The organism is Proteus sp. CD3, from assembly GCF_008808075.1.
In the GTDB taxonomy this organism is placed as follows: Bacteria; Pseudomonadota; Gammaproteobacteria; order Enterobacterales; family Enterobacteriaceae; genus Proteus; species Proteus appendicitidis.
Genome location: NZ_CP019686.1, coordinates 957,266 through 983,307, shown reverse-complemented (window position 1 = coordinate 983,307; position 26,042 = coordinate 957,266). Strand labels below are relative to the sequence as shown.

Annotated in this window: 23 protein-coding genes; 15 read left to right on the top strand and 8 right to left on the bottom strand. The window is 39.1% G+C overall.

Annotated features, from left to right (window positions below; all coding sequences use genetic code 11):
* Positions 1-14 precede the first annotated feature (14 nt).
* Positions 15-1,715: an amidohydrolase gene (locus BTA34_RS04395; protein WP_151434641.1), complete on the top strand. Its 1,701-nt coding sequence runs from the start codon at positions 15-17 to the stop codon at positions 1,713-1,715.
* A 90-nt stretch (positions 1,716-1,805) separates the two neighbouring features.
* On the opposite strand, the gene BTA34_RS04390 is transcribed toward BTA34_RS04395, so the two are convergent.
* Together BTA34_RS04390 and BTA34_RS04385 are read right to left on the bottom strand one after the other, a co-directional pair.
* Complete coding sequence (locus BTA34_RS04390) at positions 1,806-2,270, bottom strand: GNAT family N-acetyltransferase (protein WP_151434640.1); 465 nt, start codon at positions 2,268-2,270, stop codon at positions 1,806-1,808.
* 9 nt (positions 2,271-2,279) lie between these two features.
* A complete protein-coding gene (locus tag BTA34_RS04385) occupies positions 2,280-2,858 on the bottom strand; it encodes a TIGR00730 family Rossman fold protein (protein ID WP_151434639.1) in 579 nt (192 codons plus the stop codon).
* Between the two features lie 331 nt (positions 2,859-3,189).
* Here BTA34_RS04385 and rhtA point away from each other — a divergent pair, with 331 nt between their 5' ends.
* Complete coding sequence (rhtA, locus tag BTA34_RS04380) at positions 3,190-4,080, top strand: threonine/homoserine exporter RhtA (RefSeq protein ID WP_151434638.1); 891 nt, start codon at positions 3,190-3,192, stop codon at positions 4,078-4,080.
* Positions 4,081-4,354: 274 nt separating this feature from the next.
* Positions 4,355-4,861: a DNA starvation/stationary phase protection protein Dps gene (gene dps, locus BTA34_RS04375; protein WP_151434637.1), complete on the top strand. Its 507-nt coding sequence runs from the start codon at positions 4,355-4,357 to the stop codon at positions 4,859-4,861.
* A gap of 61 nt (positions 4,862-4,922) precedes the next feature.
* Here dps and dinG read toward each other — a convergent pair whose 3' ends face one another.
* Positions 4,923-7,037: an ATP-dependent DNA helicase DinG gene (dinG, locus tag BTA34_RS04370; protein WP_151434636.1), complete on the bottom strand. Its 2,115-nt coding sequence runs from the start codon at positions 7,035-7,037 to the stop codon at positions 4,923-4,925.
* A 254-nt stretch (positions 7,038-7,291) separates the two neighbouring features.
* Between dinG and BTA34_RS04365 the strand changes: the two genes are divergently transcribed.
* The 3 genes from BTA34_RS04365 (at position 7,292) to fabZ (ending at position 9,743) form a co-directional block, all read left to right on the top strand.
* The gene (locus BTA34_RS04365) at positions 7,292-8,200 is read left to right on the top strand and encodes a LysR family transcriptional regulator (RefSeq protein ID WP_151434635.1); all 909 of its coding nucleotides are present in this window, start codon (positions 7,292-7,294) and stop codon (positions 8,198-8,200) included.
* A gap of 50 nt (positions 8,201-8,250) precedes the next feature.
* Complete coding sequence (locus tag BTA34_RS04360; RefSeq protein WP_151434634.1) at positions 8,251-9,132, top strand: dihydrodipicolinate synthase family protein; 882 nt, start codon at positions 8,251-8,253, stop codon at positions 9,130-9,132.
* Positions 9,133-9,317: 185 nt separating this feature from the next.
* Positions 9,318-9,743, top strand: coding sequence for a 3-hydroxyacyl-ACP dehydratase FabZ (fabZ, locus tag BTA34_RS04355; protein WP_151434633.1), 426 nt, complete (start codon positions 9,318-9,320; stop codon positions 9,741-9,743).
* Between the two features lie 69 nt (positions 9,744-9,812).
* Here the strand turns inward: fabZ and BTA34_RS04350 are convergent, their stop codons facing one another.
* Together BTA34_RS04350 and purB are read right to left on the bottom strand one after the other, a co-directional pair.
* A complete protein-coding gene (locus BTA34_RS04350) occupies positions 9,813-11,192 on the bottom strand; it encodes an MmgE/PrpD family protein (protein WP_151434632.1) in 1,380 nt (459 codons plus the stop codon).
* A gap of 81 nt (positions 11,193-11,273) precedes the next feature.
* Positions 11,274-12,641, bottom strand: a complete 1,368-nt coding sequence (gene purB / locus BTA34_RS04345; protein WP_151434631.1) for an adenylosuccinate lyase — start codon at positions 12,639-12,641, stop codon at positions 11,274-11,276.
* A gap of 408 nt (positions 12,642-13,049) precedes the next feature.
* Between purB and metC the strand changes: the two genes are divergently transcribed.
* The 4 genes from metC (at position 13,050) to sseA (ending at position 16,981) form a co-directional block, all read left to right on the top strand.
* The gene (gene metC, locus BTA34_RS04340) at positions 13,050-14,225 is read left to right on the top strand and encodes a cystathionine beta-lyase (protein WP_151434630.1); all 1,176 of its coding nucleotides are present in this window, start codon (positions 13,050-13,052) and stop codon (positions 14,223-14,225) included.
* Between the two features lie 33 nt (positions 14,226-14,258).
* Positions 14,259-15,626 (top strand): C4-dicarboxylate transporter DcuC, encoded by a 1,368-nt coding sequence (gene dcuC, locus BTA34_RS04335; RefSeq protein WP_099075077.1) that lies wholly within the window; start codon positions 14,259-14,261, stop codon positions 15,624-15,626.
* A gap of 313 nt (positions 15,627-15,939) precedes the next feature.
* Positions 15,940-16,125, top strand: coding sequence for a hypothetical protein (locus BTA34_RS04330; RefSeq protein ID WP_151434629.1), 186 nt, complete (start codon positions 15,940-15,942; stop codon positions 16,123-16,125).
* A 13-nt stretch (positions 16,126-16,138) separates the two neighbouring features.
* On the top strand, positions 16,139-16,981 hold the full coding sequence (gene sseA, locus BTA34_RS04325) for a 3-mercaptopyruvate sulfurtransferase (protein ID WP_151434628.1): 843 nt from the start codon (positions 16,139-16,141) through the stop codon (positions 16,979-16,981).
* Between the two features lie 78 nt (positions 16,982-17,059).
* Here sseA and BTA34_RS04320 read toward each other — a convergent pair whose 3' ends face one another.
* From BTA34_RS04320 to rhlE, 3 genes are all read right to left on the bottom strand, one after another.
* Positions 17,060-17,308, bottom strand: coding sequence for a GlsB/YeaQ/YmgE family stress response membrane protein (locus tag BTA34_RS04320; protein WP_151434627.1), 249 nt, complete (start codon positions 17,306-17,308; stop codon positions 17,060-17,062).
* Positions 17,309-17,511: 203 nt separating this feature from the next.
* Positions 17,512-18,444, bottom strand: a complete 933-nt coding sequence (gene dusC / locus BTA34_RS04315; protein ID WP_151434626.1) for a tRNA dihydrouridine(16) synthase DusC — start codon at positions 18,442-18,444, stop codon at positions 17,512-17,514.
* 9 nt (positions 18,445-18,453) lie between these two features.
* A complete protein-coding gene (rhlE, locus tag BTA34_RS04310; RefSeq protein WP_151434625.1) occupies positions 18,454-19,878 on the bottom strand; it encodes an ATP-dependent RNA helicase RhlE in 1,425 nt (474 codons plus the stop codon).
* Positions 19,879-20,251: 373 nt separating this feature from the next.
* On the opposite strand from rhlE, the gene cecR reads away from it, so the two are divergent.
* The 5 genes from cecR to BTA34_RS04285 are packed head-to-tail and all read left to right on the top strand — an operon-like array spanning position 20,252 to position 25,998.
* A complete protein-coding gene (gene cecR / locus BTA34_RS04305; RefSeq protein WP_151434624.1) occupies positions 20,252-20,950 on the top strand; it encodes a transcriptional regulator CecR in 699 nt (232 codons plus the stop codon).
* Between the two features lie 11 nt (positions 20,951-20,961).
* Positions 20,962-21,948, top strand: a complete 987-nt coding sequence (gene hlyD, locus BTA34_RS04300; RefSeq protein WP_151434623.1) for a secretion protein HlyD — start codon at positions 20,962-20,964, stop codon at positions 21,946-21,948.
* A gap of 13 nt (positions 21,949-21,961) precedes the next feature.
* Positions 21,962-23,731: an ATP-binding cassette domain-containing protein gene (locus BTA34_RS04295; RefSeq protein WP_151434622.1), complete on the top strand. Its 1,770-nt coding sequence runs from the start codon at positions 21,962-21,964 to the stop codon at positions 23,729-23,731.
* On the top strand, positions 23,724-24,875 hold the full coding sequence (locus tag BTA34_RS04290; protein ID WP_151434621.1) for an ABC transporter permease: 1,152 nt from the start codon (positions 23,724-23,726) through the stop codon (positions 24,873-24,875). The genes BTA34_RS04295 and BTA34_RS04290 overlap by 8 nt, the downstream gene beginning before the upstream one ends.
* 13 nt (positions 24,876-24,888) lie before the next feature.
* Positions 24,889-25,998 carry an ABC transporter permease gene (locus BTA34_RS04285; RefSeq protein WP_151434620.1) on the top strand — a complete coding sequence of 370 codons (1,110 nt, stop codon included), beginning with the start codon at positions 24,889-24,891 and terminating at the stop codon, positions 25,996-25,998.
* The last annotated feature ends 44 nt before the right edge of the window (positions 25,999-26,042 follow it).

Sequence of the window (26,042 nt, the reverse complement as noted above, 5' to 3'; positions counted from 1 at the left end):
TACAAGGTAGAAGAATGACATTTCAAATTGCAGACACTCTCTATTACAACGGGCTTATTTATACCGCTGATCATAATGACAATATTGTTGATGCTATCGCGATCAGCCAAGGTGTGATTATTGCTTCAGGTAAAAAAGAGGAGCTACTTTCTTACTGTAATGAAAATACTGAGCAAATTGATTTACAGGGAAGAATGGTCATGCCGGGCATTATTGATGCACATATGCACCCATTCTGGGGAGGCGCAACACTAGCGGGTTGCCATCTTGATTATCAATCACTCTCTATCGATGATATTTTATTACGTATTCAGAAATACCTTGATGAAAACTATATTGATAGCGACACTGAATGGTTAAAAGTTTCCGCATGGTATCGTGAAGGTATGCAACCTGAAGGTGTGCAAATGACACGTTATCATCTTGATACTTTAAATACGACGCGCCCTATTTTGCTCTTTTCTAGCGATTGTCATAGTGTTCTTGCTAATTCTCGCGCTTTAGCGCTGTTAAATATCACCGCTGAAACGCCTGATCCACCTGATGGAAATATTGAACGTGATAGTGATAGAACCCCTATTGGTATTCTTGAAGATGCGCCAGCAATGCAAGCCATTGACAGCTTGCCTCCACTGACTGAAGCTCAAAATTTACAAATAGCTCGCCATGTTCAAAAATTATTAAATGAACAAGGCGTAACCACTATTATGGATGCTCGTGTGGGAGAGCCTCAATTACGCGCCTTCAACACGTTAAGACAAGCGGGTGAATTAACCCTGCGCATAGAGAATGCCGTTGAAATCACGCCAGATGATGTACCTTGTATTGAAGATATTCCAAACGCGGTACGCCATGCTGCCACTCGCTTTTCACAATGGCATCAAATTAGCGAAGATGCTCAACCCAGTGTTGCTATCCGCCATATCAAACTTTTTCTTGATGGTGTATTACAAGCGCCAATTATGACAGCGCGCTTACACTCGCCTTATCGTATTAATGTTGGCACAGATGATACGCCACACTGGCAAGACTCTGAACATATTGGCGATCTCTATTTCTCACCTGAAATTTTAACGCCGTTAGTCACAGAAATTGCCCGTGCGGGTTATCACCCTCATATTCATACTGTTGCTGAAGGTGCAATTAGTACTGCACTTGATGCGATTAGTGCAATGCGTAACGCCTTACCTGAAAAAGACATAAGACCGGGGCTTGCACATAATGAATTGATGTGTGAAAAAGATTATGCCCGTTTCGCACAACTCAAAACCTACCCGTTCCTCTCCTTCCAATGGGCAGCCGTAGAACAGAGTAATATCGAAAAAGATATTGAAATGCTGGGGAAATCTCGCTGTGGCTATTTAGAGACGGCTGGCAAGTTTATTGATACTGGCGTTACTGTTGCTTTTGGTAGTGATTGGCCAATTGATCCACTTAATGAATGGTACGATTTTAAAGTCGCGATGACTCGCCAAAAAGATGCAGCAAGCCCACGCCTTGATAATGATCGTAACCTTACGTTAATTGAAGTCTTGCGTGCGGCTACCATTAATGCCGCTCAAGCATTAGATATGGATAGACAAATTGGATCATTAGAAGTCGGAAAATTTGCCGATTTAATCGTATTAGATAGAAACCTGTTTGAAATATCGGCAGAAGATGTTGAAAATGTCAGGGTATTGTGTACGATCATTGCGGGGAAACCCACAATTTAGCTGAATAATATAATTAATAAACCCGCCTTTAAGCGGGTTTATTTTTATCTATGCACTTAATCCTATGAGAATTAACGTAAATTTTTCCTGCTATAAAGCAATTCCCATTACTGTGCTCACTTCTTTTAATCCTTCACGCTCGTAAAAACGTTTAGCCGCACCATTTTCAGCTAATACAGATAACTCAAGATGCGTCATTTTTTCTGATTTAGCCCACTCTTTCATTGCCGTTAATAATAAACTACCTGTACCTTGGCTACGAATAGAAAGGTCAACAGCAATATCATAAATATAAGCGTATTTACGCTGAACCAAGCAGTTAAACATCGGTGTTTCTTGAATTTGCGCTATGCTAAATCCAACCACTTTGCCATCTAAATCTGCAACCAAAAGATGAAACTTATTATTTTTTATTCCATTAATAATAAATGCTTCATCTTGCTTACCTGGCTTTAATCTATCGGGTTGTAAATTCGCCATTTCATTAAATAAACAAGTGTAAAGCGTATTAATTTCTTCTACATCAGACAAAATTGCTTTTCTTATTATTATCATTTTTTACCTTTATTTATTGTAGGTTTTTACAGGCGATGCGGTATACGTTTCAAATTTATCTAATAATTGAATAGAACATTGTTCCACAATCGCCATATGGCGATATTTTTCATGTAGAAACTGCTCATCTGCCATTTTATCAATCATCATCAAAAGTGGATCGTAAAATTGATTAATATTAAGTATGCCCAATGGTTTTTGGTGCAAACCAATTTGGCTCCATGTAAAGACTTCACTAAACTCCTCTAATGTACCGAAACCACCAGGTAAAGCGACAAAACCACCAGCCAGTTCTATCATTTTGCTTTTACGCTGATGCATGGTTTCAACAACATGCAGTTCAGTCAGATTTTTATGCGATATTTCACGCCCTTCTAATAGCGTAGGAATAACACCAATCACCTTTCCGCCTTCGGCTAATACAGTATCAGCGAGAATACCCATGATGCCGACACTAGCACCACCATAAATTAAGGTAATATTACGTTTAACTAGCTCTTTGGCAAAAATAATGGCTTGTTCTTTATAAATATCTGAAGCACCTAAACTAGAACCACAATACACTGCGATAGATTTTATTTTACTCATTTTTTATTCTCTTTTAGCTAGTTAAATCGAGCTTGGAATTATACTGAAGGTGTTTTTAATAAAAAAGGTTAAAAAAAGTGTTTTTACGCTTTTTATTTCATATATATATTTAATCATCATTAATACTTATATTTATGAGAAATTATTTTTTATTTTATTAAAAATAAATTAAGTTATATTTTAGCTAATCTCATTCAACTAAATTAAAACAAAAAATATTTATTAATGAATAGCTATATTAAAGCAGGTGATTTTATTTTATATTATGCGATCCTTTGTTATCTGCCAACAGAGAACACATAACGATTAATTATTGATGAGGTTTTATAGGATGTTGTCAGCCAGACACTCAGCTAAATTACAGGTGTTTTACCCTGTGCTTCTTTTGCTTCTCTCCATGCTTTCAATTCAAAGCGGCGCATCCCTTGCTAAAAGCCTATTTCCTGTTATTGGCGCCCCAGCAGTAACAGCGTTACGTCTATTATTGGGTACTTTGATCCTATTTTTTATCTTTAAGCCATGGCGACTCAAATTTAACCGCGAGTCAATTATGCCACTATTTCTATATGGTTTATCTTTAGGGGCAATGAATTACCTTTTCTACCTTGCTCTTGAAACCATTCCTTTAGGGATTGCAGTTGCCCTTGAATTTACAGGTCCTTTAGCTGTTGCTATGTTTTCATCGCGCAGAGCCATCGACTTTTTATGGATAATTTTAGTCATTGCAGGCTTAGGATTATTGCTACCTATTGGCGATAATATTCACGGGTTAGATCCTCTAGGTATTCTTTATGCGCTGGGTGCGGGTGTCGGTTGGGCGTTATATATTGTATTCGGACAACGTGCAGGTAAAGGCTACGGTGCGGCAACGGTTTCAATTGGCTCTCTAGTTGCTGCCTTTATTTTCGTTCCTATTGGTATGTTACAAAGTAGCCCTGACATTATGTTTAGTTGGTCAATTTTGCCGATTGCATTAGCCATTGCAATTTTATCGACCGCATTTCCTTACACCTTAGAAATGATTGCTCTAACACGTTTACCCGCCAAAACATTTGGTACTTTAATGAGCTTAGAGCCTTGTATGGGTGCCTTTATTGGTATTATTTTCTTACACGAACATTTGACGTTAATACAATGGGTTGCCTTAGCCTTTATTGTATTAGCCTCTATTGGTTCAACAGCGACAATGAAAAGCAAAACCAAAATTGAAGAAGTAAAATAGATATTTAACTCATTTTACTCAGTAAAAAATCAATATTAATGTAAAAGGATCTTATGATCCTTTTTACTTATTAAATAATAACTTTACTGACCTATCATTGCTATTTTTCGCTCATTGTCTTACTCTAAATAGACTATTTCGATAGATTAGATTTTTTTAATAGATGACCTATCAATTTAATAGTATCAATCGATAAGACTAACCATTAATAATTTACTATCATCATTAACAGAAATTAAGATATTGAGTTATTAATTATTTAGGGAGAACGATTATGAGTACTGCTAAATTAGTCAAATCCACACCTTCAACTCTGCTTTATACCCGTAATAACCTTGATGACAGTGTAAAACTGCACGCTATTGAATTATTGCAACAGATGGTGACGCAGTTTATCGACCTATCTCTCATCACAAAACAAGCGCACTGGAATATGCGTGGCAGAAACTTTATTTCTGTTCATGAGATGGTTGATGGCTTCCGCGATACCATTAATCAGCACACAGATGAGTTCGCAGAGCGTGTTGTTCAATTAGGTGGCACAGTATTAGGCACCGCGCAAGTTGTCGGTAAAAAAACACCACTGAAAGCTTATCCACTGGATATTCATGATGTGCAAGATCATCTAAAAGCACTGGCTGATCGTTATGCAGTTGTTGCTAATGATATTCGTAAAGCTATTGACGAAGTTGAAGACGAAGATACTGCCGATATGTTTACTGCTGCATCGCGTGATCTTGATAAGTTCTTATGGTTTATTGAAGCCAATATTGAGAACTAATTCTTAATAAAAAATCACTATTATGACGTTAAAAGGCTGCCTATTTTTTAGGTAGCCTTTTTTATTTGTCTTTCTCTTTAGGCATATCCGGTTGATAAATTGGAAAAACCGGCAGTGCCGTTAATAAGCGTGAACCGTAGTTTTTAGTTAACAGACGTCGGTCATAAATAACAATTTCGCCGTGGCAATGATGACTACGAATAAGGCGTCCAACTTGCTGAATTAAATTAAACGATGCACTGGGTAAGCTTTGCACTTCAAAAGGATAGCGTTTGAGTGATTTTAACCATTCTCCTTCAGTTACAATCACCGGATCAGTCACTGGAGGAAAAGCAATTTTATGGATATGTACCTGCGTTAGATAATCGCCTTTTAAATCTAACCCTTCAGCAAAAGATTGTAAGCCAATTAAGACACTATTATCACCCGCATCAATGCGCTTGCAATGTGTTTCAACTAATCGATAGCGTGGCTGATCACCTTGCACTAATAAGCATAAACGCAAATCTTTCACTTCTTCTAAAAAGCCTTCCATTGCACGTTGGCTGCTAAATAAAACCAATTGCCCTCGGTGATTATTCTCTTGCATTTCTTGGCGAAAATAACGAGCCATCTCTTTTAAATGATTACGTTCATGGAGCATAGTTGGCTCATAGTGCATTTTGGGGATCACGAGTTTGCCTTGCTTTTGATGCTCAAAAGGTGAAGACAACGTAATAAAGCGATCATCAAATTGCTCGCTTAACCCCGTCAATTCTTGGATACGAGAATAGCTATTTAATGAACGTAATGTTGCAGACGTAATCACCACATGAGGAATATTTTTCCATAATAATTGCGTCAATTGTTCACTAACCCGAATACCTGCACAATGAAAATAGAGATGAGACTGTTTTTTATCGTAACGGCGAGTTAACCATTTGGATACTGGTGCTTTTGAGGTTTGCTCTAATGTGGCTAAGCGCCAAAGTTTCGCCATATTTTCTAAATAACCCACCATCCTACTGGTAGTTAAAATGGCACGATGTAAACGCACAACATCTTCTTTTGCTGTCCGTTCTGTTAAATCGTTTAAAATCGCTTCGCCCAGCATTTTTAAACCATCCGTTAGTTTAAATAATGTCTGGCAACTTAACAGAAGTTGTTCAGGTAATTCCCCCAATGGAAAGAGATATTCATCTTGTTCACTGCGCTCAGGTAATAGCGCTCGCGTGAATGTATCAACCTCTTGATAGGCTTCACGTAACTTAGCAATATGCGCATCAAAACGAATAGGATCAGCCAATTTAGGCGGTTTTACAGGAATAAATTGCGCTAAATATTGGCTAACATGTCGAGTGATATTATCAAGCTGATTATTAAGGGAAACTAAGGTTATTTCTCCTTCGACTTCAAGGGCATCTCGCGCAACATCAGGAATATGATGCCCTTCATCAAGTACTAAAAGCAGATTTTTAGCATCAGGCAACACGGATTCACTTTCCATTGCCGCCATCACTAAAGCATGATTGGTAATAACCACATCGACTTCGTCAATTTCACGACGTGCAATAAAGAAAGGACAACGATGATAGTATTGGCAATTACGCCCTAAGCAATTCATTTTATCAGTACTGATTTTACGCCATAAACTGTCTGTTAGCGCTCGTTTATGATGATCACGTAAACCATCCCAACCGAAACTGGTAAAATCATTTTTGAGTTCTTGGCAAATATCCCTTTCTGCGCTGGTCGCCACATCCACTTTATCTTCAAGCAAAAACATTAAGTCAATTTGCTCGCCTTCCGTTGCACAAATTGCATCTAAATTACGAGGGCATAAGTAACGCCCACGACCAAAAGCGCCAGTAAACGTAAGATCAGGAATGATTTTTTTAAGTAATGGCAGATCTTTACTATAAATTTGATCTTGCAGTGCCACATTTGCCGTACTGATTATCAGTGGTTTTTTCTCATCACGGCTAATTGCAATACCCGGAATAAGATAAGAGAGTGTTTTACCCACGCCAGTTGGGGCTTCAATAACAAGATGGCGTCCCATTTCATCAGAAAAAGTCTTGGCTACCTCAGCAATCATTTCACGCTGTGGCGCTCGAGGAATAAACCCTTCAATATGTTCTGGTAAGGCTTTATACCACTGACTTATTTGATTTTTAACGGATTGCGAAAGGGACATAACCACTCTGTAACTGATTTCAAGAAAGGCGCTATTGTCTCATAACACTGTATAAAAATCAGTAGTTACCTTCATTTACTCTCCTTTTTCATCAAAGAATGGATAACTTCTCGAAATTATTGCTCTTTGTTATGGATTATTCATTCAACTCTTCATAGTATGAGTATTGATTACGTAACATCCAAAATAGTCTTATAAAAATATTTTTCTTTTGTTCTATTAAGCACAACAACACCAGTTAAGAGATATCTATAATGACTTCCGCAAAGCGCCCTATTTTTAACTTAGAACTTGATTTACTCCGAACCTTTGTTGCTGTTGTCGATGGAAATACCTTTGCAGCAGCAGCAGAATCTGTTTGTCGTACACAATCTGCTGTAAGCCAGCAAATGCAACGGCTTGAATCACTGATAGGCAAAGAGCTGTTTGCTCGCCAAGGTCGAAATAAAACACTGACAGAAGCCGGTACACAACTGCTTAATTACGCTCGCCGTATTTTACGTTTGAATGATGAAGCGTGTCTTTCATTGATGCATGAAGAGATTGATGGGATCTTAAAAATTGGCTCTCCCGATGACACCGCCAACACGATTTTACCGGATCTCCTCGCACGTTTTTCTGGTGCCTATCCTCGTTTGATTATGGAAATTATTGTTAAACGTAGCCCGTTTTTAATGTCTATGTTAGAAAATAACGAGCTTGATTTAGCTATTTCTACCGAAGAACATGTGGGTTATCCAAAAATTGTATTACGCGTTTCCCCCTCCTTATGGTATTGCGGAAAACACTTCAGGTTTGATCTTGATGAACCTCTACCATTAGTTGTATTAGATGAACCTAGCACTTACCGCGATATGATGATAAATCACCTTGATCAACAAGGTATTCGTTGGCGGATCGCTTATGTTGCGACAACGCTTTCAGGAGCCAGAGCCGCAGTACGTGCCGGTTTAGGCATTATGGCGCGTTCCATAGAGCTTTCAGGTGATGATTTACGTATATTAGGCGAAAAAGAAGGTTTACCAGCTTTACCCGCGATCCGTTATAACCTTTATTTTAATTCTAATAGCCCAGGGAAAGCGGCACAAATTCTGTTTGACTCATTAAAAAACGAACAAAATGAAGTGATTAATCATGCAGATATCACGCTGCAACAAGAATAACCAAAATAGATAAAATCATTGCAATAACATATTAAAATAGGACACCGATTATGACCCATTTTCATGGTATTTTTCCTTATCTTGTTTCCCCTATTGATCAAACAAAAGGCACTGTTCTTGAATCCTCATTGCGTCGATTGATCGATCATTTGATCGCGTGTGGCGTTCATGGTTTAAGCCCCTTAGGTAGCACAGGGGAATACGCTTATCTCTCTCAAGCGCAACGAAATGAAATTGTGCGTATTACTGTTGATCAAACAGCAGGTCGTGTTCCTGTTATTGCGGGTGTTGCGGGCTTTTCAACCGCAGATGCTTGTCATCAAGCTGAACAATATGCCCAATTAGGCGTTGATGGCATGGTATTGATTTCACAAAAAATGTACCCATTAAGCGAAACTGCACAAGCGGGTTATTTCCAAACTATCGCCGAAGCGTTTCCTGAAAAATCCATGACCATTTATACCAATCCGGGGCTTTTGGGTGATGTCCTTCCTATTTCTTTATTCAATGAACTTAGCTATATCCCGAATATTGAATATATTAAAGATGCATCAAGCAATACAGGTCGCTTACTCACCATGATCAATACTTTTGGCGAGCGCGTTAAAATATTTAGTGCTTCAGCTCATATTCCGTTGTTAGTGTTAAAACTTGGCGGTGTAGGTTGGATGGCAGGACCAGCTTGTGTATTACCAAAGCAATGTGTTGAGCTGTATGAACTCGCAACAAAAGGCGATTTTGATACAGCATTAGCAAAACAAAAAGAGATGTGGCAAATCAATGAAGCGTTTACAAAATACTCGCTCGCATCATGTATTAAAGCATCCCTAAATATTCAAGGTTTTGAAGTTGGCTCCCCTATTTTGCCGCAAGAGCCACTAAATGAAGCAGCAATGAACGATTTACGCCAAATTATTGCTCGCCTTGATTAATAAGCTATTCTTATTTAGAAATAACAAAGGCTGGATTTTTCTTATTCTGGTCTTTGTTATCTACTTAACCAGAATTTCTTATCTAAAACATAGCTCAATACTGTACCATATTGAATAAGAATGGAATAATAGCCACCTTTATTGTAAAAACGATTTGTTCTATCATCATAACGAGGAGAAAATGTATGCCCATTTCCGTCAGTGAAATAATGGAAATATTGCCTCATCGTTATCCATTCTTATTAATTGATCGCGTTATTTCCACACCCGCTGAACTTGCCAGTGGCAAATTAACCGCCATTAAAAATATCACAACCAATGACACCGTTGTTTTTGGCGAGTTTTACCCACCTTTATTACTCCTTGAAAGCATGGCTCAAGCTTCGGGCATTCTTGCACATTACTATCTTTCACCCATGGGTGAAGATCAGCGATGCTACTTTGCCAGCATAAAAAATGCTCGGTTTTATGATGTGGTAAAAGCAGGCGATCAGCTACTTATTGAGATCCAATTTCGCCGGCAACGACGCACTATTGTGAGCTTTTCAGGTACGGTGAAAATTGGGGAAAAGATAGTTTGTACATCCGAATTTATGTGTGCAAGGCAATAGATAAAGGATTGGTAGATAAAACCAATCCTTCATACAACCATCTTATTTGTATTATTCCGGCTTAACCTTCTATTCTTTAACACGTAATAATTGTGTTATTTCTGAAATGGTTACATTGTCGAAATGTAGTATTTTTTCAACTAATTGTGCCGATTGTTCAGCGTCTATCACCAAAGATGCATTATCGTAAAATTTACTGATCACATCTTTATCTACCATTGGATTTTTCGGATTACCATACTGAATATCTAATCTCTCCGTGAGCTTCTCGCCATTTTTTAATGTTACGAAAATTAATCCGGGGAAATAGGTAGGAAATGGAATTTCTCCTTTTTCGGGATAACGATAACTTACCCGCTTCGCTAACGATTGAATATCTTCCCGTTGGAGGTTTTCAGGTAATAATGAAGATAGCGTTAAAGCATTATCTAAAAAGCCCGCAGCAAATAACCACGGCAAACTAAATTTAGCGCCATAAGCTGTTTGAGGCGCCCATTTTGTTTCAGGTGGCTCGCAAATCAAGGCAGCCGCTACCGGATCGACAACACACTCGACACTCTCGATATCATCAGCGGTGATCCCTTTTTTCAGCAAATTACGCCCGCAATCAACCGTTGCATGAGCAAAATGGCACACCGGGTAAGGTTTAATAGAGACATTTAAAAATTCCCATACCTGACCTAATCCCAATGCGACTTGCTCTGGTTGCGCTTGCTCTCGGATACCATGTGTTTGATAAAGGCTATAACGACCTTCAAATATTGTTTCAGGGCCTGTCATTCCACCTTTTGCTAATGATGCTGCGATAATACCTGATTGCGCAGCCCATCCCGCATGAAAGCATTTAGAAGATGAACTATTAGTAAGATATTCAGCCACTCCTCCGGCTTGGCTTCCTGTTAACCCTAATGCATTCACAGTTTGTTCAGGCGTTAATTTTAATAGTGAAGCGGCACAAGCCGTTGCACCAAAAATACCGGCAATTGCGGTGGCATGAAAACCACGCTGATGAAATCCGCTATGACTTGCTAAGCCTACTCTGGCAGCAACTTCCCAGCCAATCACCCATGCCGTTAAAATATCTTGTGATGATGCACCGATAGCTTCACCCAATGCAAAAGCAATCGGCGTTAATACTGCACTACCATGTGTAATGGAATCGGTATGTGTATCATCAAAATCTAAAGCATGAGCTGCAATACCATTGGCAAGGGCTGCTACGATTGTACTTGCCGTTTGTGAACTTCCCCAAATCGGGATATCACCTTGACTATCAGGTAAAAAAGCAACACCTTGTCGCCCTTGAATTGCACTTTGTTGCACACTGCCAGCCAAAGCAACGCCTAATGTATCTAATAGATGAATTTTGGCTCGGCTCACCACTTGTGCGGGTAAATCAGAAAATGTGGTTGTAGTAATAAATTGCGCTAACTGCTGACTTAATGTCATAAACACCTCGAAATAGATAAGAAAAAGCCAGCAATATCACCGGCTTTTAGATAATAAGAAGGTTGGATGTAATTAAGTCACTTAGTCATTTAACCAGCCAGAGGCTTTGGTTTGTGCGACAACGCGATCAACCTGAGCTGGCGCATTCCCCACATAAGTCGTTGGATCTAACAAGGCATCAAGTTCTTCTTGCGTAATATGATCACGAATACGGGTATCACGATTAATCGCTTCTACAAAAGTAATACCCTCTTCTTGCCCTGACATTGATGCTTCATACACAATTTCATGTGCCGTTTGTTTACCTGCTTTATCAGATAATGCAAACATCACTCGTTCAGCCAGCATAAAGCCGCCCAAAATATCCATATTTTTGCGCATTTTTTCAACATGAACATTTAACCCGCCTAATACTGTTTTCATATTATCAAAAATAACAGACAGCATTAGGCACAGTTCTGGCATGATTTTCCATTCCATTTTCCAGATTGCGCCATCACGTTCGTGTTGATGTTTCATCATATCGGTTAAAACAGAAAGGTTTGCTTTTAAGGTGTTGCTGACACAAGCGGCATTTTCAACAATAGCCGGATTGCGCTTATGAGGCATCGTCGAAGAGCCAACTTGCCCTTTACTGAAAGGCTCTGATAATTCATCAATTTCGTTATGTGCTAATATCAAAATTTCATTAGCAATTTTACCTAATGTACCGCTAATTAAGCCAATCAACATGCCATATTCGCTGAATCTATCACGCGCAGGTTGCCATGAAATTTCAGGTACATCTAAGCCTAAGCGTTTTAACACACGCGCTTCTAATTCATCGGCTTTATCACTTAAAGAGGCTTTTGTGCCCACAGCACCCACGACACTACCAACAAATAAACGCGGTTCAATTTCTTTAAGACGTTGATAATGACGCGCTAATTCTGTTAACCAAATCGCAGTTTTATGGCCAAAAGTAATTGGCAATGCTTGTAGTGCTAATGTGCGTCCTACCATAGGTGTATTTCGGTGTTTTTCACTTAATGATAATAATGAACGACCTAATATTTTGATATCACGAAGGAAAGTTTGATGAGCATCTTTAAGTTGCAGTACAAGACCTGTATCAATCACATCTTGTGTGGTGGGACCAAAGTGAACATATTCACCGTAATGTTCAGGGCAAGCATGTTCTAAACCGCGAATAGTTGGCACTAATGGATGGCGCGTCAAACGCACTTGTTCTAAGATATAATCCATATCAAGCTTTTCAAGCTTTGCGGTATCTGCAATCACTTTTGCAGCATCTTTTGGGATCAAACCTAATTCAGCTTGCTCAATCGCTAATGCGGCTTCGTAATCAAGCCAATTTTGCATTCTGGTTTTATCAGAAAAAATAGTTCTCATTTCTTCTGTTGACCATAAATTCTTTAATAAAACCGAATCGAAAACACTGGTTCCCATAATTATTTCCCCTGTTAAAAGAATAATAAAAAAATCGTTTTTTTAATCAAACGACTTGTTAGATTGTTATTTTATTTATGCAATATAATCTCAATAAAAACACTTTGATAATTTTAATCTAATTTAAAATATTTCTAATCAATTAAAAAATAACATCAATTCAATACGTTATAAATAATTCTTTATTTATTACTTATAACTTTTGAATCTTAAATGTTATTTAAGATTTAATTAGAATAATTAATGCTAAAAAGTTAGAGGAAGATCATCATTTTTAAAAAATAGCTATTTTAAAAATAAATAAGTTTGTTATAAATAATAGAAACAGAATAAGCGCAGAGCAAAAAGTAATTAAAGGTTTTATTTAATTACCGGGGAACTCTATTTCTATATTTGGAGATATTAATAATGAAACAAAATAAACAAACAAAACTAATACACAGTGGACGCCAAGAAATTAAAACCTCAGGTCCAGTTAATCCACCCGTTATGAGAGCCAGTACTATTGTTTTTGATTCTATTAAAAGCTGGCGTGATGTCCGTGATCGTCGTGCGACAGAACGCGTATTGAGTTACGGCGCGCGTGGTACTGAAACCGCTTTTGCACTGGAAGCGTTAGTGACTGAGCTAGAAGGTGGTCATCGCGCTCAATTGTTCCCTACCGGATTGGCTGCTATCGCAGTAACCATTATGGGATATGCGCGTAGTGGTGGTCATGTTTTATTTGCAGACTCTGTTTATGAACCTGTGCGTAAAATTGCCTCCGCTTTTCTTGAACCCAATAATATTGCTTATAGCTTCTTTAAAACAGACGGTTCAGATTTTGAGCAAAAAATTCAAGACAATACACAGCTTATTTTTGTCGAATCACCAGGTTCATTACTTTATGAAATGCTTGATTTACCTGAAATCTGCCGTATTGCGCATGAAAGAAATATTCCTGTTGGTGTTGATAATACATGGGGTTCCGCATGGCTTTATAACCCATTGGAATTAGGTGCCGACGTCTCAGTTATTGCAGCGACTAAATATTTATGCGGCCACTCTGATGTGATGATGGGCATTATGGTTGCAAATGAAAAAGCATGGGAAAAAATTGGTGCATTGCCTGAAGCATTAGGCCAAGCCAGTAGCCCTGATGATGCAGCATTAGTGCTTCGTGGTATGAGAACACTGGGGCAACGTATTGCCGCTCATGGAAAATCGGCTCTTGCTATTGCGCAATGGCTAGAAACACGCCCTGAAGTTGAAAAAGTGTGGTTCCCTGAATTACCTAATCACCCTCGTCATGATTTATGGAAACGTGATTGTAAAGGTAGCAATGGTTTATTAACCATTGAATTTAAACAAGGTTATACCGCTAAACAATCAGAACAATTTATTGATGCTCTTGAGCTTTTTGGTATTGGGGCATCTTGGGGCGGATTTGAAAGCCTTGCTTTACCTGCCAATGTTGTTGGGGCAAGAAGTGCCTCTGATTGGCGCGAAGGGCATGGTCCTTTTGTGCGTTTACATATTGGTCTGGAGGCAACAGAAGATCTCATTGCAGATATTACACAAGCTTTTTCAGCATTAAACAAATAACAAAAATATTGCACCATTACCGGGGAATTCACTATGACAGGTTTAATCATTGCCGCGCTGGTAACAGCGTTGGTGGTTTATTTACTGGCTAGAGGTTATAAGCCTCAGCCAGTATTATTACTCGGGGGCTTGTTGCTATTGCTCCTGACGGCTTCTCTCGACCTTAATCCGTTATTACCAGAAAATAAATCAACGCAATTTAAGTATTTTGATATTTTCCAAATCTTTACGGATATTATGAGTTCTCGCTTAGCGGGGCTAGGTTTAACATTAATGGCTATTGCGGGTTTCTCTCGTTATATGGAACACGTTGGCGCAAGCCGTGCTTTATTCGCTATTTTTGAAAAACCTTTAAAAGCAATTAAATCGCCTTATTTACTTTTGGTTATTTCATTTTTAGTTACCCAAATCTTGGTTATTTTTATTCCAAGTCATGCTGGTTTGGGAATGCTATTAATGGTCACCATGTATCCGATTTTAATTCGTTCTGGTATTAGCCCTCTTTCTGCTTTAGCGGTTATTGGATGTTGCCAATTTATCGACCATGGTCCCGGCTCTGGTAACGTCATTATGGCGGCAAAAACAGCGGATATTGAACCTGCCGTTTATTTTGTTCAGCACCAGTTACCTATTACTATTCCTATTATTATTGCTGTTGCGATCACCCATTTCTTTATTCAACGCTGGTGGGATAAACGTGAAGGATTTGTTTTTGACCCAACAACAATTGATGCCGTAAAAGAAGAAGGAAACAAAATTCCACTGTCTTATGCCTTATTACCTGTGATCCCTTTAATTCTAATTATCGGCTTCAGCCCTTTGCTGCACCCTTATATTAAATTAGAAGTCACCACGGCAATGATCATTAGTACAGTAATTGCACTTCTTTTTGAATATGTTCGCTTACGTGATGCAAAAGCGGTGATGAACAGCTTTATGTTGTTCTTCGAAGGTATGGGTAAGCAATTTGTCTTAGTGGTATCACTTATTGTATCTGGTGAATTCTTTGCGAACGGATTACTAAAAAGTGGTGCTGTCGATACACTCATTAGCTCTGCTCAAGATGCGGGTTTTGGTATTGCCGCGATGATTATTGTGATGAGTGCGATCCTTGCATTAGCCGCATTCTTAATGGGTTCTGGTAATGCTGCTTTCTTCTCATTTGCAGCCTTAACACCAAAAATTGCAGCCTTCTTAAAAGTGGATGTCATTACCTTAATTTTACCAATGCAAATCATGACAAGCTTTGGTCGTACGGTTTCACCGATTACCGCAGCCATTGTTGCCATTGCAGGTATTGCGAATGTTTCACCATTCCAAATCGTTAAGCGAACCGCTATTCCTATGGCTGTGGCTGCCATTGTGAACTTAGCAATGACATTCTGGTTCCTCTACTCGTAAAAATTGCGTTGTATTTTAAATGAAGTCTTAAGTTGCGTTACCCCTTTCCCTTAAATTCATTTACTCCTGAATTTAAGGGATTTTTTCTTATCATTGACTGTAACCTTTGATTGAAACCAATAACACAACTTGTACTGCAATTAAGGCTATTTATGTAGGTAAATAGCCTTTTTTACATCTTTATTCATCCTATTTAACGCGATAGAACGTCTCTTTTTTATTCTGTATTTTTCCTCAATTTGGAGACTTAGCGCTTGTTTCAACCTCATATCTCGATATACTTTTGCGCAACATTCATCTGCAAATGAACATTATGAAAAAAATAATTATCGTTATTATCGCACTACTTGCTTTTGGCTCTATCGGTGGCGTTTTCCTTGCGGGATTAAATATTTATACCCGTTCAACTACACCAATAGAAGACAAACAAGCGCTACCTGAAACATCGCCAGCACAACAATTTCCAGCAATACCCGACAGTTCACCGTCCACAAAATAAATGAGGTTGCACTATGGAATATGATTACTTTGTCACGCCCCAGTGGCTATTTGAACATCAAAATGATAGCGACCTTGTGATCCTTGATGTTAGCGCACCAATGCCAACACAAGATATTGATTATCAAAAATATTATCTTGAGCGTCATATTCCTCATGCTCATTTTTTTAACTTAGATGAGATTGCCGATAAAACAACAACATTGCCACATATGTTGCCATCCGATGCGTTATTTTCAGAAACCTTGACGCAACTAGGTATTTCTAATACCACAACAGTCATTATTTATGATCAAGGCAATTTATTTTCAGCGCCACGAGGTTGGTGGACACTGACAACATTAGGTTGTCGTAATGTGCGTATTCTTGCTGGCGGTCTACAAGCATGGATTGATGCTGGATTTGAAACCCAACAAGGTGAAGCTATTGCTACGCCAGCAACTTCACCTTTTGTGGTTGAACGTCACGCCCAACGTTATGCCAATAAACAGCAACTTCTTGATAATCTCGCGACCAAGCAAAAACAGATGGTTGATGCACGTTCTGCTGATCGTTTTTATGGCAGAGCGCCGGAGCCTCGCCCGGGGTTACGCAGTGGGCATATTCCTGGCAGTAAAAACGTTCCGTGGAATGAGCTTGTTGTTAATGGGCAATTGAAAAGCAACGCAGAGCTAAAACAAATTTTTGAACTCGCAGGTGTGAATTTATCACAACCGATTATTGTCACTTGTGGCTCTGGTATGACAGCAGCAATTTTATTTTTAGCGTTAACGGTATTAGGTTGCCAATCTATTGCGCTTTATGACGGTTCTTGGGCGCAATGGGGTGCTGAAAGCGCCCTGCCTTGTGAATGCTAATTTAATTGGTTTTTGCCTTAGAAAAAGTAAACCCGCATTATGCGGGTTTATTATCAATAACTATTTGATGCGAAAACATTAGCTTGCAAATACTTTTGCAAGATAGAGCACGACAATGGCACCAATGACAGCGACAACAAAACTACCAAAGTTAAAACCATCCACTTTGCCTTTGCCAAAGAAGCTACTAATTGCGCCACCAACAACCGCACCGACAATACCCAGAATACAGGTCCATATCAGACCAATATCATAAGAGCCAGGCATTAAGAATTTCGCTAAAATACCTGCAATCAGACCAAAGATAACCCAAGCAATAATTCCCATATTTCCCCCTAAAAATAGTTATGATATAAACAACATACCTAAAATTGTCACTTATTGAGTGTAAGTCGAAATAGTTATTTTTTCCAATTATTGGAGATAAGTAACATTATATTTAAGATAAATAGAGAGATTATGGCTTATCAGACAAAAAAATAGTGCTAATTGATTAGCACTATTTTTTATCGAATGAGCGAATTTTTAAACTACAACGCTTCTATTGCAACCGCAATTTCTGGTGAGGTTTTTAGTGTTCGAATTTGCCTAAATAACTCATCTGCCTCTGGATACTCTTTGCGTAAATAGCTAAACCACTGCTTAATACGTGATGCATGATAAATCGTCGTATCGCCGCGCTTTTCTAAACGAACATAGCGCTTTAATAATTCAATAACCTCTTGCCAAGGCATTCTAGCTTCTATGCCCTTGACAACACGGCTTAAGTTAGGGGTATTCATGGCACCACGACCAATCATTATCGCATCACAACCTGTTGTGGCTAAACAGGCTAATGCATCTTCACGGTTCCAAATTTCACCATTAGCAATCACAGGGATTGAAAGCCTTTGACGAATATCTCCAATGGCTTGCCAATTAATTTTTTCCGCATTATAGCCATCTTCTTTTGTTCTGCCATGTATAGTGATTTCCGTAGCTCCACCTTGTACCACAGCATCGGCAATTTCATGACTATGCGCTGAAGAATCCCAGCCTAGTCTCACTTTAACAGATACAGGTAACTCTAAAGGCACTGCGTCACGCATTGCTTTTGTTGCTTGATAAATCGTTTCTGGCTGTTTTAGAAGTGAAGCGCCACCGCCACTACCATTGACTGTTTTTGAAGGGCAACCGCAATTTAAATCAACGCCCCAAGAGCCTAAAGAAACCGCTCTAAAGGCATTTTCAGCCAACCATTGTGGATGTTGTCCTAATAATTGCACTCGCACCAATGTTCCACTTTTAGTGCGGCTTTCTGTTTGCAATTCAGGGCATAAGCGATAAAACGCTTTCGTTGGCAGTAATGAGTCTACAACTCGTACAAACTCTGTAATACAGAGATCGTAATCGTTAATCGAAGTGAGTAATTCTCTCACTAGGGGGTCTAAAACCCCCTCCATTGGCGCTAATAGAACTCGCACTTTTTAACCTCAAAACTCTTTTCTAGCTTTTGACCAAGGGCTTTGATTATCACTACCTTCATCACTTTTACGTGAACGACGAGGCCCTAATTTTCCGGTACGAGAGCCATCTTTGTTACGGTAGTTTTCTTTATTTTTATTACGTCCAGACTCTTTACCTTCGCTATCACCGTCTCTACGACTATTATTGCGATTGTCTTTACCACGAATATCTGCACGACCATGATTACCACCACTTCTACGCGGGGCATTATTCTTTGGTTTTTTATGTAAAGGTGCTGCTTTAATTGAAGGATCAGGATCGTAACCTTCTAATGCTAAACGTGGAATTTCGCGTTTTAATAAACGTTCAATATCCGCTAATAAACCATGTTCATCAACACAAACAAGCGAAATAGCCTTACCCGTTGCAGCTGCACGACCGGTTCTACCAATACGGTGAACATAATCTTCTGCCACTTGCGGTAATTCAAAATTGACCACATAAGGCAGTTGGTCGATATCAAGACCACGAGCCGCAATATCTGTTGCGACTAACGCTTTTAATTTGCCATCTTTAAAGTCAGCTAAAGCGCGCGTTCTTGCACCTTGGCTTTTATTACCGTGAATAGCAGCCGATTTAATTCCATCTGCATTTAAATGTTCAGCAAGCTTATTCGCGCCGTGTTTAGTACGCGTAAAAATAAGCACTTGTGGCCAATTTTCTAAACCAATTAAGTGTGATAACAACTCTGTTTTACGTTTTTTATCCACTAAATGAACATATTGATCAACAGATTCAGCAGCCGAGTTTTTTGGTGCAACCGAAATGCTCACTGGGTTATTTAAGAGTGAATTGGCAAGCCCTGTGATCTCTTTAGAAAACGTCGCTGAAAACAGTAAGTTTTGACGTTTTTTCGGTAATTTGCTAATCACTCGGCGAATATCGTGGATAAAGCCCATATCTAACATACGATCAGCTTCATCAAGCACTAAAACTTCAACGCGAGAAAGATCAACTGCATTTTGATGTTCAAGATCGAGTAAACGTCCCGGTGTTGCAATCAGTACATCAACACCGCCACGTAACTTCATCATTTGTGGGTTAATGCTCACACCACCAAACACGACTAACGAACGAATAGGAATATAACGGCTATACGCTTTTACGTTTTCAGCAATTTGAGCCGCAAGCTCGCGCGTTGGTGTCAAAATCAGCGCTTTAACAGGTTGGCGACCTTTTGTTTTTACTGCTGATTGAGATAACTTTTCCAATATTGGTAATGTAAAAGCTGCTGTTTTACCTGTGCCTGTTTGCGCACTTGCTAATACGTCTTTACCCGCCAAAATCGGCTCAATCGCCTGCTGTTGAATAGGGGTTGGGGTTTTATACCCTTGTTCATCAATAGCGCGGAGAAGCGCCTCACTTAAACCAAGCGATGTAAAATCGGTCAAAACAGTAGTCTCCTACAACCAGAACGTATAACACGGTGATTGAAATTAAAAATGACGGGCTTTCATACTGTCAATCTATAGGTACTATTACTCTATAGGTACTATCATTTCTAGGTATAGACAGTGATGAAAGAGAATGAACCTTGTTAGGTTAACCTAATAACCCCTATTCTAACAGTTTTTGCTATATTCAGAATACAAAAATAATTTTCAATAATAGATTACACTTTTTTTATTACACATCAGCTTTATTTGATTATTTATCACAAATTTTCCCTATTGTTCAATATCATCTAATATAATACGCCTTGTTATCGCTGTTTTTAATATCATTGGTTTTGTTACATTTTACTTAAGTAAGGTATCTTCTATTATGTCAGACACCCAACAGAAGACGACGCGTGGTGAACTAGCAAAACGACAATTATTGGAAGCTGCATGTGAGATCTTTGGTAAAAATGGGCCAGATGCCGCCACAACACGCCAAATTGCACAAGCTGCTCAACAAAATATTGCCGCTATCGCTTATTATTTTGGGTCTAAAGAAGGGCTATATCTCGCCGTTGCACAACATATTGCTGATCTTATTCGCCTTGATTTTGAACCGACAGTGGTCATTCTTGACGAATTTCTTGAACGACCTAACCCAGCAGAACATCTCCCTTTACTGCAAACGCTTATTACAGATAGCTTTTTGCAATATGCCCGCCTTGTGCTTGATAAAGAAAATATTCATCTTAGTCGCATTATGGCAAGGGAACAGCTTGTTCCAACCGAAGCATATTCCTTGATCCACCAGCAAGCGTTATCGCCTCTTTTAACGCGTGTAAACAAGCTATTAGCTATTTATATTGGTTTAGATGCTGCACTACCTGCAACGATGTTACATACTCACGCTATATTGGGAGAAGTGCTATCATTTCGTTTAGTCAGGGAAACTATCCTAAGACAAACAGGATGGGATAGAATTGGTAAAAATGAGTATCAGATTATCTCCAATACGTTAAAAACTCATATTACTTTATTACTCAATGGATTAAGAGAGATTTACACTAACAACCATCACGCATAAATAGAGTTATTATGAAAACTAAAAAAGTCAGTTTGTTTATTATCTTAATGATTATTATCGGTATTGTTGCAGGTATCTATTATTACGAAGAAAACAAAGAGTCTGAATTAGTACTCTATGGCAATGTCGATATACGTACAGTCAACCTTAGTTTTCGTGTGGCTGGAAGATTAGACACATTACAAGTTGATGAAGGCGCTCCTGTTCAAAAAGGGCAATTATTAGGTAAGCTTGATGATGCGCCCTATCGCAATGCACTAAATAAAGCTTATGGTGAGCGTGATAGTGCAATTGCGTCGCTAGCTTTAATGGAAGCGGGATATCGCACTGAAGAAATTGCCCAAGCTCAATCTGATGTGTCATTAAAGCAAGCCGCTTGGCAATATGCAGAAAATTTTTATAAACGCCAGCAAGATCTTGCTAACCGAAAAGTAATTTCAGCCAATGATTTAGATAGTGCGAGAAATAATCGCAATCAAGCGGCAGCCGCCTTAAAAGCAGCGCAAGATAAGCTTAATCAGTATCAAAATGGTTATCGAAAAGAAGACATTGATGCGGCGAAAGGACAAGTTATACAAGCTAAAGCCGCCGTTGCTCAAGCTGAATTAAACCTCCAAGACACGCAATTAATTTCTCCATCACAAGGTACTGTGCTAACTCGTGCTGTGGAACCCGGTACTATGTTATCGGCTGGAAGCCCAGTATTTACGGTATCATTAACTAACCCTGTTTGGGTCAGAGCTTATATCAGTGAAACTCACTTAAGCGAAGCTGTTCCTAATCGAGAAGTTTATCTCTATACCGATGGACGTAAAGATAAGCCTTATCACGGTACGATTGGTTTTGTTTCACCAACAGCCGAATTTACTCCAAAAAGCGTTGAAACACCGGAGTTAAGAACCGATTTAGTGTATCGCCTCAGAGTGGTGGTAACGGATGCTGATGACGCATTGCGCCAAGGTATGCCTGTCACCTTAAAATTTGCTTCCTCTCATTAAGTGCGGGGAAAAAATGGAACACACTGATTACACTATCGAACTTCACGGTGTTGAAAAGCGCTTTTCAGGGCTGGAAAACCCCGCTGTTTCGTCATTAACCGCCACCATCACTGGTGGCTCTGTGACGGGTTTAGTTGGCCCTGATGGCGCAGGCAAAACAACCTTAATTCGTATGCTTGCAGGATTATTAAAGCCTGATGCGGGTGATATTCGTATTTTAGGAATGGACCCACAAAAACAGAGTATCGATGTCAGAGCTATCCTTGGTTATATGCCACAAAAATTTGGTCTGTATGAAGATTTAACGGTATTAGAAAATCTCAATCTTTATGCTGATTTAAAAAATGTTGTGGGCGAGGAGCGTAAAAAAGTTTATCACCAACTGCTCACCTTTACCGATCTCACTCGCTTTACATCTCGCCTTGCAGGCAATCTCTCAGGAGGGATGAAGCAAAAACTTGGACTAGCTTGCACTTTATTAGGTAGCCCTAAAGTTCTGCTTCTTGACGAGCCGGGCGTGGGAGTCGATCCCATTGCACGTCGCGAACTTTGGCAAATGGTGCATGCTTTAGCCAGCGATGGCATGTTGATCTTATGGAGCACCTCTTATCTTGATGAAGCAGAGCAATGTAAAAACATTCTCTTACTTAACAAAGGAGAGCTACTTTATAGTGGTATTCCTCAAGATTTAACAGCAAAAATGACAGGGCGCTCTTTTCTACTTAATGTTGAAGGTCATCAGCGTAGAAAAGTATTGCAACAGGCAATTATTCAACCTCAGGTAACGGATGGCGTTATTCAAGGGCAATCCGTTCGTTTGATCCTGAAAAAACAGAGTAATCAAACTGAATTACTCAGCGCTTTGGGTAAACCTGATGCGAAGCTTATTCCTGCTACACCTCGCTTTGAAGATGCTTTTATAGATTTATTAGGAGGCGGTCCTTCTCATAAGTCTGAATTAGCTGAAATTATGCCTCAGATCCCTCCCGCACCTAATGAAACTGTAATTGAAGCGCAACAGTTAACCAAAATGTTTGGTCAATTTGCAGCGACCGATCATGTCAATTTCCAAGTGAAACGTGGTGAAATTTTCGGTTTATTAGGACCTAACGGAGCAGGTAAATCGACAACCTTTAAAATGATGTGTGGTTTATTAGTTCCCACCAGCGGTAAAGCCCTTGTGCTAGGTATGGACCTGAAGGAAAGCTCTGGTAAAGCACGTCAGCATTTAGGTTATATGGCACAAAAATTCTCACTTTATGGCAACCTTAAAGTGGGACAAAACTTGAAATTCTTCTCAGGTGTTTATGGCTTACATGGCAAACAACAGCGCGATAAAATCAACGATATGATAACTGCCTTTGGTTTACAGCTGATGGTCAATCAAATCACAGAAACCTTGCCTTTAGGTTATAAACAACGCCTTGCCCTTGCGTGCTCATTAATGCACGAGCCTGATATTCTCTTTTTAGATGAGCCTACATCAGGCGTTGACCCATTAACGCGAAGAGAATTTTGGCTGCATATTAATGGTATGGTTGATAAAGGAGTGACCGTCATGGTTACCACTCACTTTATGGATGAAGCAGAGTATTGTGATCGCATTGGTTTGGTTTATAGAGGAAAAATCATTGCAGCAGGAGAGCCTGATTCTCTGAAAAAAATGGTTGCAAGCAAAGATAATCCAACGCCTTCAATGGAAGATGCCTTTATTGGTCTAGTGCTGGATTACGATAAAAAACTTGAAAGTGAAAATGATAAAGGGAGCGAAAAACATGCATAATTCAGCTCAATCATCTCATGCTCGCTTTTCTTGGCGACGTTTATATGCACTGTGTTTAAAAGAAACAAAGCAAATTACTCGTGATCCCAGTAGCGCCCTTATTGCTATTGTTATCCCACTTACTTTGCTGTTTATTTTTGGATATGGCATTAATTTAGACTCCAGCAAATTAAATATTGGCATTTTAACTAATCAACAAAGCCAGCCAGCACAAGAGCTTGTTTACACCTTCACGAATTCACCGTATATCAATGCAACTATTAGCGATAATCGACAATTATTAATCGATAAAATGCAGGCGGGACAAATCCGTGGCATTGTGGTCATTCCGGTTAATTTTGCTGAATTACTGGCTCGCCAAGATACCCAAGCACCGATCCAAGTGATCACCGACGGCAGTGAGCCTAATACGGCAAACTTTGTGCAAGCGTATACCAAAGGGGTTTGGCAAGTATGGTTACAACAACAGGCTATCAGTAAAGGTATTGATACAACCCCATTAATTGAAGTAGAACCTCGTTATTGGTTTAACCCTGCGGCAATGAGTCAGCACTATATTATTCCGGGTGCGGTGACGATTATTATTACGGTCGTAGGGGCTATTCTTACTTCATTAGTGATTGCCCGCGAATGGGAAAGAGGCACTATGGAAGCCCTACTTTCCACTCAAATTACACGCACAGAACTCTTACTTTCAAAGCTTATTCCTTACCAAGTGTTAGGGAGTTTTGTCATGGTGTTATGTATGGTCGTCACAGTGTTTGTGCTTGGTGTGCCTTATCGAGGATCGTTGTGGATTTTAGGCGGGATCACCTCGCTCTTTTTAGCTACGGCTTTAGGAATGGGATTACTTATTTCCACACTAACGCGTAATCAATTTAATGCCGCAATGATTTCGTTAAATGCTGCATTTTTGCCCGCAGTTATGTTATCAGGCTTTGTTTTTGAAATTGATAGCATGCCCATTTTTATTCAAGTGGTGACCTATTTTATTCCTGCACGTTATTTTGTGAGTAGCTTACAAACACTATTTTTAGCTGGCGATATTCCATTGATATTAATGTTAGATATGTGGTTGTTGATCGTTTCTGCCATATTCTTTATTGGCTTAACCGCGTTAGCAACACGACGTCGATTAGATTAAAGGGAGAGTGTTTATGTTTTATCGTCTTCTCACCCTGATAATGAAAGAGTTACAGTCATTATTACAAGAGCCTCAAACGCGTATTATTTTAATAATGCCCGTTATCTTTCAGATGATCTTATTCCCATTTGCCGCAACATTAGATGTTACCAATGCCTCTATTGCTATTTTTGATGAAGATAATGGTAAACAATCTATTGAGTTAACCCAACGTATCGCCAAAGCAAGTGCATTCTCTCAAACTCTTTTGCTTAAAAATGAACATGAAATAAAAGAGGCTATTGATAATCGTAAAGCGCTTTTATTAGTTCGTTTTCCACAGAATTTTAGTGCTGATTTAGAAAGCAGCGTCCCGGTTAAATTGCAAATAATCCTAGATGGTAGAAATTCTAATAGTGCGCAAATTGCTGCTAATTATGTACAGCAAATCGTACAAAACTATCAAACTGAATTAACAGGCAATACACCTTCTTTGCTAAATAAAACAGAGCTTGTTGTTCGTAATTGGTATAACCCTAATTTAAATTATAAATGGTTTATTGTGCCCTCTTTAGTTGCATTAATTATTACCATTGGCGTTATGATTGTGACTTCACTTTCTGTTGCTCGGGAGCGTGAACAAGGTACGTTAGATCAATTGCTAGTTTCTCCTCTATCAACATGGCAAATCTTTGTCGGTAAAGCCGTTCCCGCAATGGTTGTTGCTGCTACTCAAGGCACTATTGTGTTAATTATTGGTATATTTGGTTATCAAATTCCCTTTTCTGGCTCCTTATTGCTGTTTTACTTTACTATGTTGATTTATGGCTTATCGTTGGTAGGATTTGGTTTATTAATATCGGCATTAAGTTCAACACAACAGCAGGCTTTTATTGGTGTCTTTGTGTTTATGATGCCCGCGATTTTATTATCCGGCTATATTTCCCCCGTAGAAAATATGCCTGTTTGGCTGCAACATGCCACATGGATAAACCCAATTCGTCATTTCACTGATATCACAAAACAGATCTACCTTAAAAATGCCGACATCACTGTTATATGGCACAGTTTATGGCCTTTATTGGTGATTGCAGTAGGAACGGGTAGCATTGCCTATTATCTTTTCCAAAGGAAGATAGCTTAAAATCTGTACTTTGATAACTAACTCTAATAGACTGATACCAAAGA

Coding starts and splice junctions, on each gene's coding strand:
- BTA34_RS04395 (WP_151434641.1), top strand. CDS start 15: ATGACATTTCAAATTGCAGACACTCTCTATTACAACGGGCTTATTTAT.
- BTA34_RS04390 (WP_151434640.1), bottom strand. CDS start 2,270: ATGATAATAATAAGAAAAGCAATTTTGTCTGATGTAGAAGAAATTAAT.
- BTA34_RS04385 (WP_151434639.1), bottom strand. CDS start 2,858: ATGAGTAAAATAAAATCTATCGCAGTGTATTGTGGTTCTAGTTTAGGT.
- rhtA (WP_151434638.1), top strand. CDS start 3,190: ATGTTGTCAGCCAGACACTCAGCTAAATTACAGGTGTTTTACCCTGTG.
- dps (WP_151434637.1), top strand. CDS start 4,355: ATGAGTACTGCTAAATTAGTCAAATCCACACCTTCAACTCTGCTTTAT.
- dinG (WP_151434636.1), bottom strand. CDS start 7,037: ATGTCCCTTTCGCAATCCGTTAAAAATCAAATAAGTCAGTGGTATAAA.
- BTA34_RS04365 (WP_151434635.1), top strand. CDS start 7,292: ATGACTTCCGCAAAGCGCCCTATTTTTAACTTAGAACTTGATTTACTC.
- BTA34_RS04360 (WP_151434634.1), top strand. CDS start 8,251: ATGACCCATTTTCATGGTATTTTTCCTTATCTTGTTTCCCCTATTGAT.
- fabZ (WP_151434633.1), top strand. CDS start 9,318: ATGCCCATTTCCGTCAGTGAAATAATGGAAATATTGCCTCATCGTTAT.
- BTA34_RS04350 (WP_151434632.1), bottom strand. CDS start 11,192: ATGACATTAAGTCAGCAGTTAGCGCAATTTATTACTACAACCACATTT.
- purB (WP_151434631.1), bottom strand. CDS start 12,641: ATGGGAACCAGTGTTTTCGATTCGGTTTTATTAAAGAATTTATGGTCA.
- metC (WP_151434630.1), top strand. CDS start 13,050: ATGAAACAAAATAAACAAACAAAACTAATACACAGTGGACGCCAAGAA.
- dcuC (WP_099075077.1), top strand. CDS start 14,259: ATGACAGGTTTAATCATTGCCGCGCTGGTAACAGCGTTGGTGGTTTAT.
- BTA34_RS04330 (WP_151434629.1), top strand. CDS start 15,940: ATGAAAAAAATAATTATCGTTATTATCGCACTACTTGCTTTTGGCTCT.
- sseA (WP_151434628.1), top strand. CDS start 16,139: ATGGAATATGATTACTTTGTCACGCCCCAGTGGCTATTTGAACATCAA.
- BTA34_RS04320 (WP_151434627.1), bottom strand. CDS start 17,308: ATGGGAATTATTGCTTGGGTTATCTTTGGTCTGATTGCAGGTATTTTA.
- cecR (WP_151434624.1), top strand. CDS start 20,252: ATGTCAGACACCCAACAGAAGACGACGCGTGGTGAACTAGCAAAACGA.
- hlyD (WP_151434623.1), top strand. CDS start 20,962: ATGAAAACTAAAAAAGTCAGTTTGTTTATTATCTTAATGATTATTATC.
- BTA34_RS04295 (WP_151434622.1), top strand. CDS start 21,962: ATGGAACACACTGATTACACTATCGAACTTCACGGTGTTGAAAAGCGC.
- BTA34_RS04290 (WP_151434621.1), top strand. CDS start 23,724: ATGCATAATTCAGCTCAATCATCTCATGCTCGCTTTTCTTGGCGACGT.
- BTA34_RS04285 (WP_151434620.1), top strand. CDS start 24,889: ATGTTTTATCGTCTTCTCACCCTGATAATGAAAGAGTTACAGTCATTA.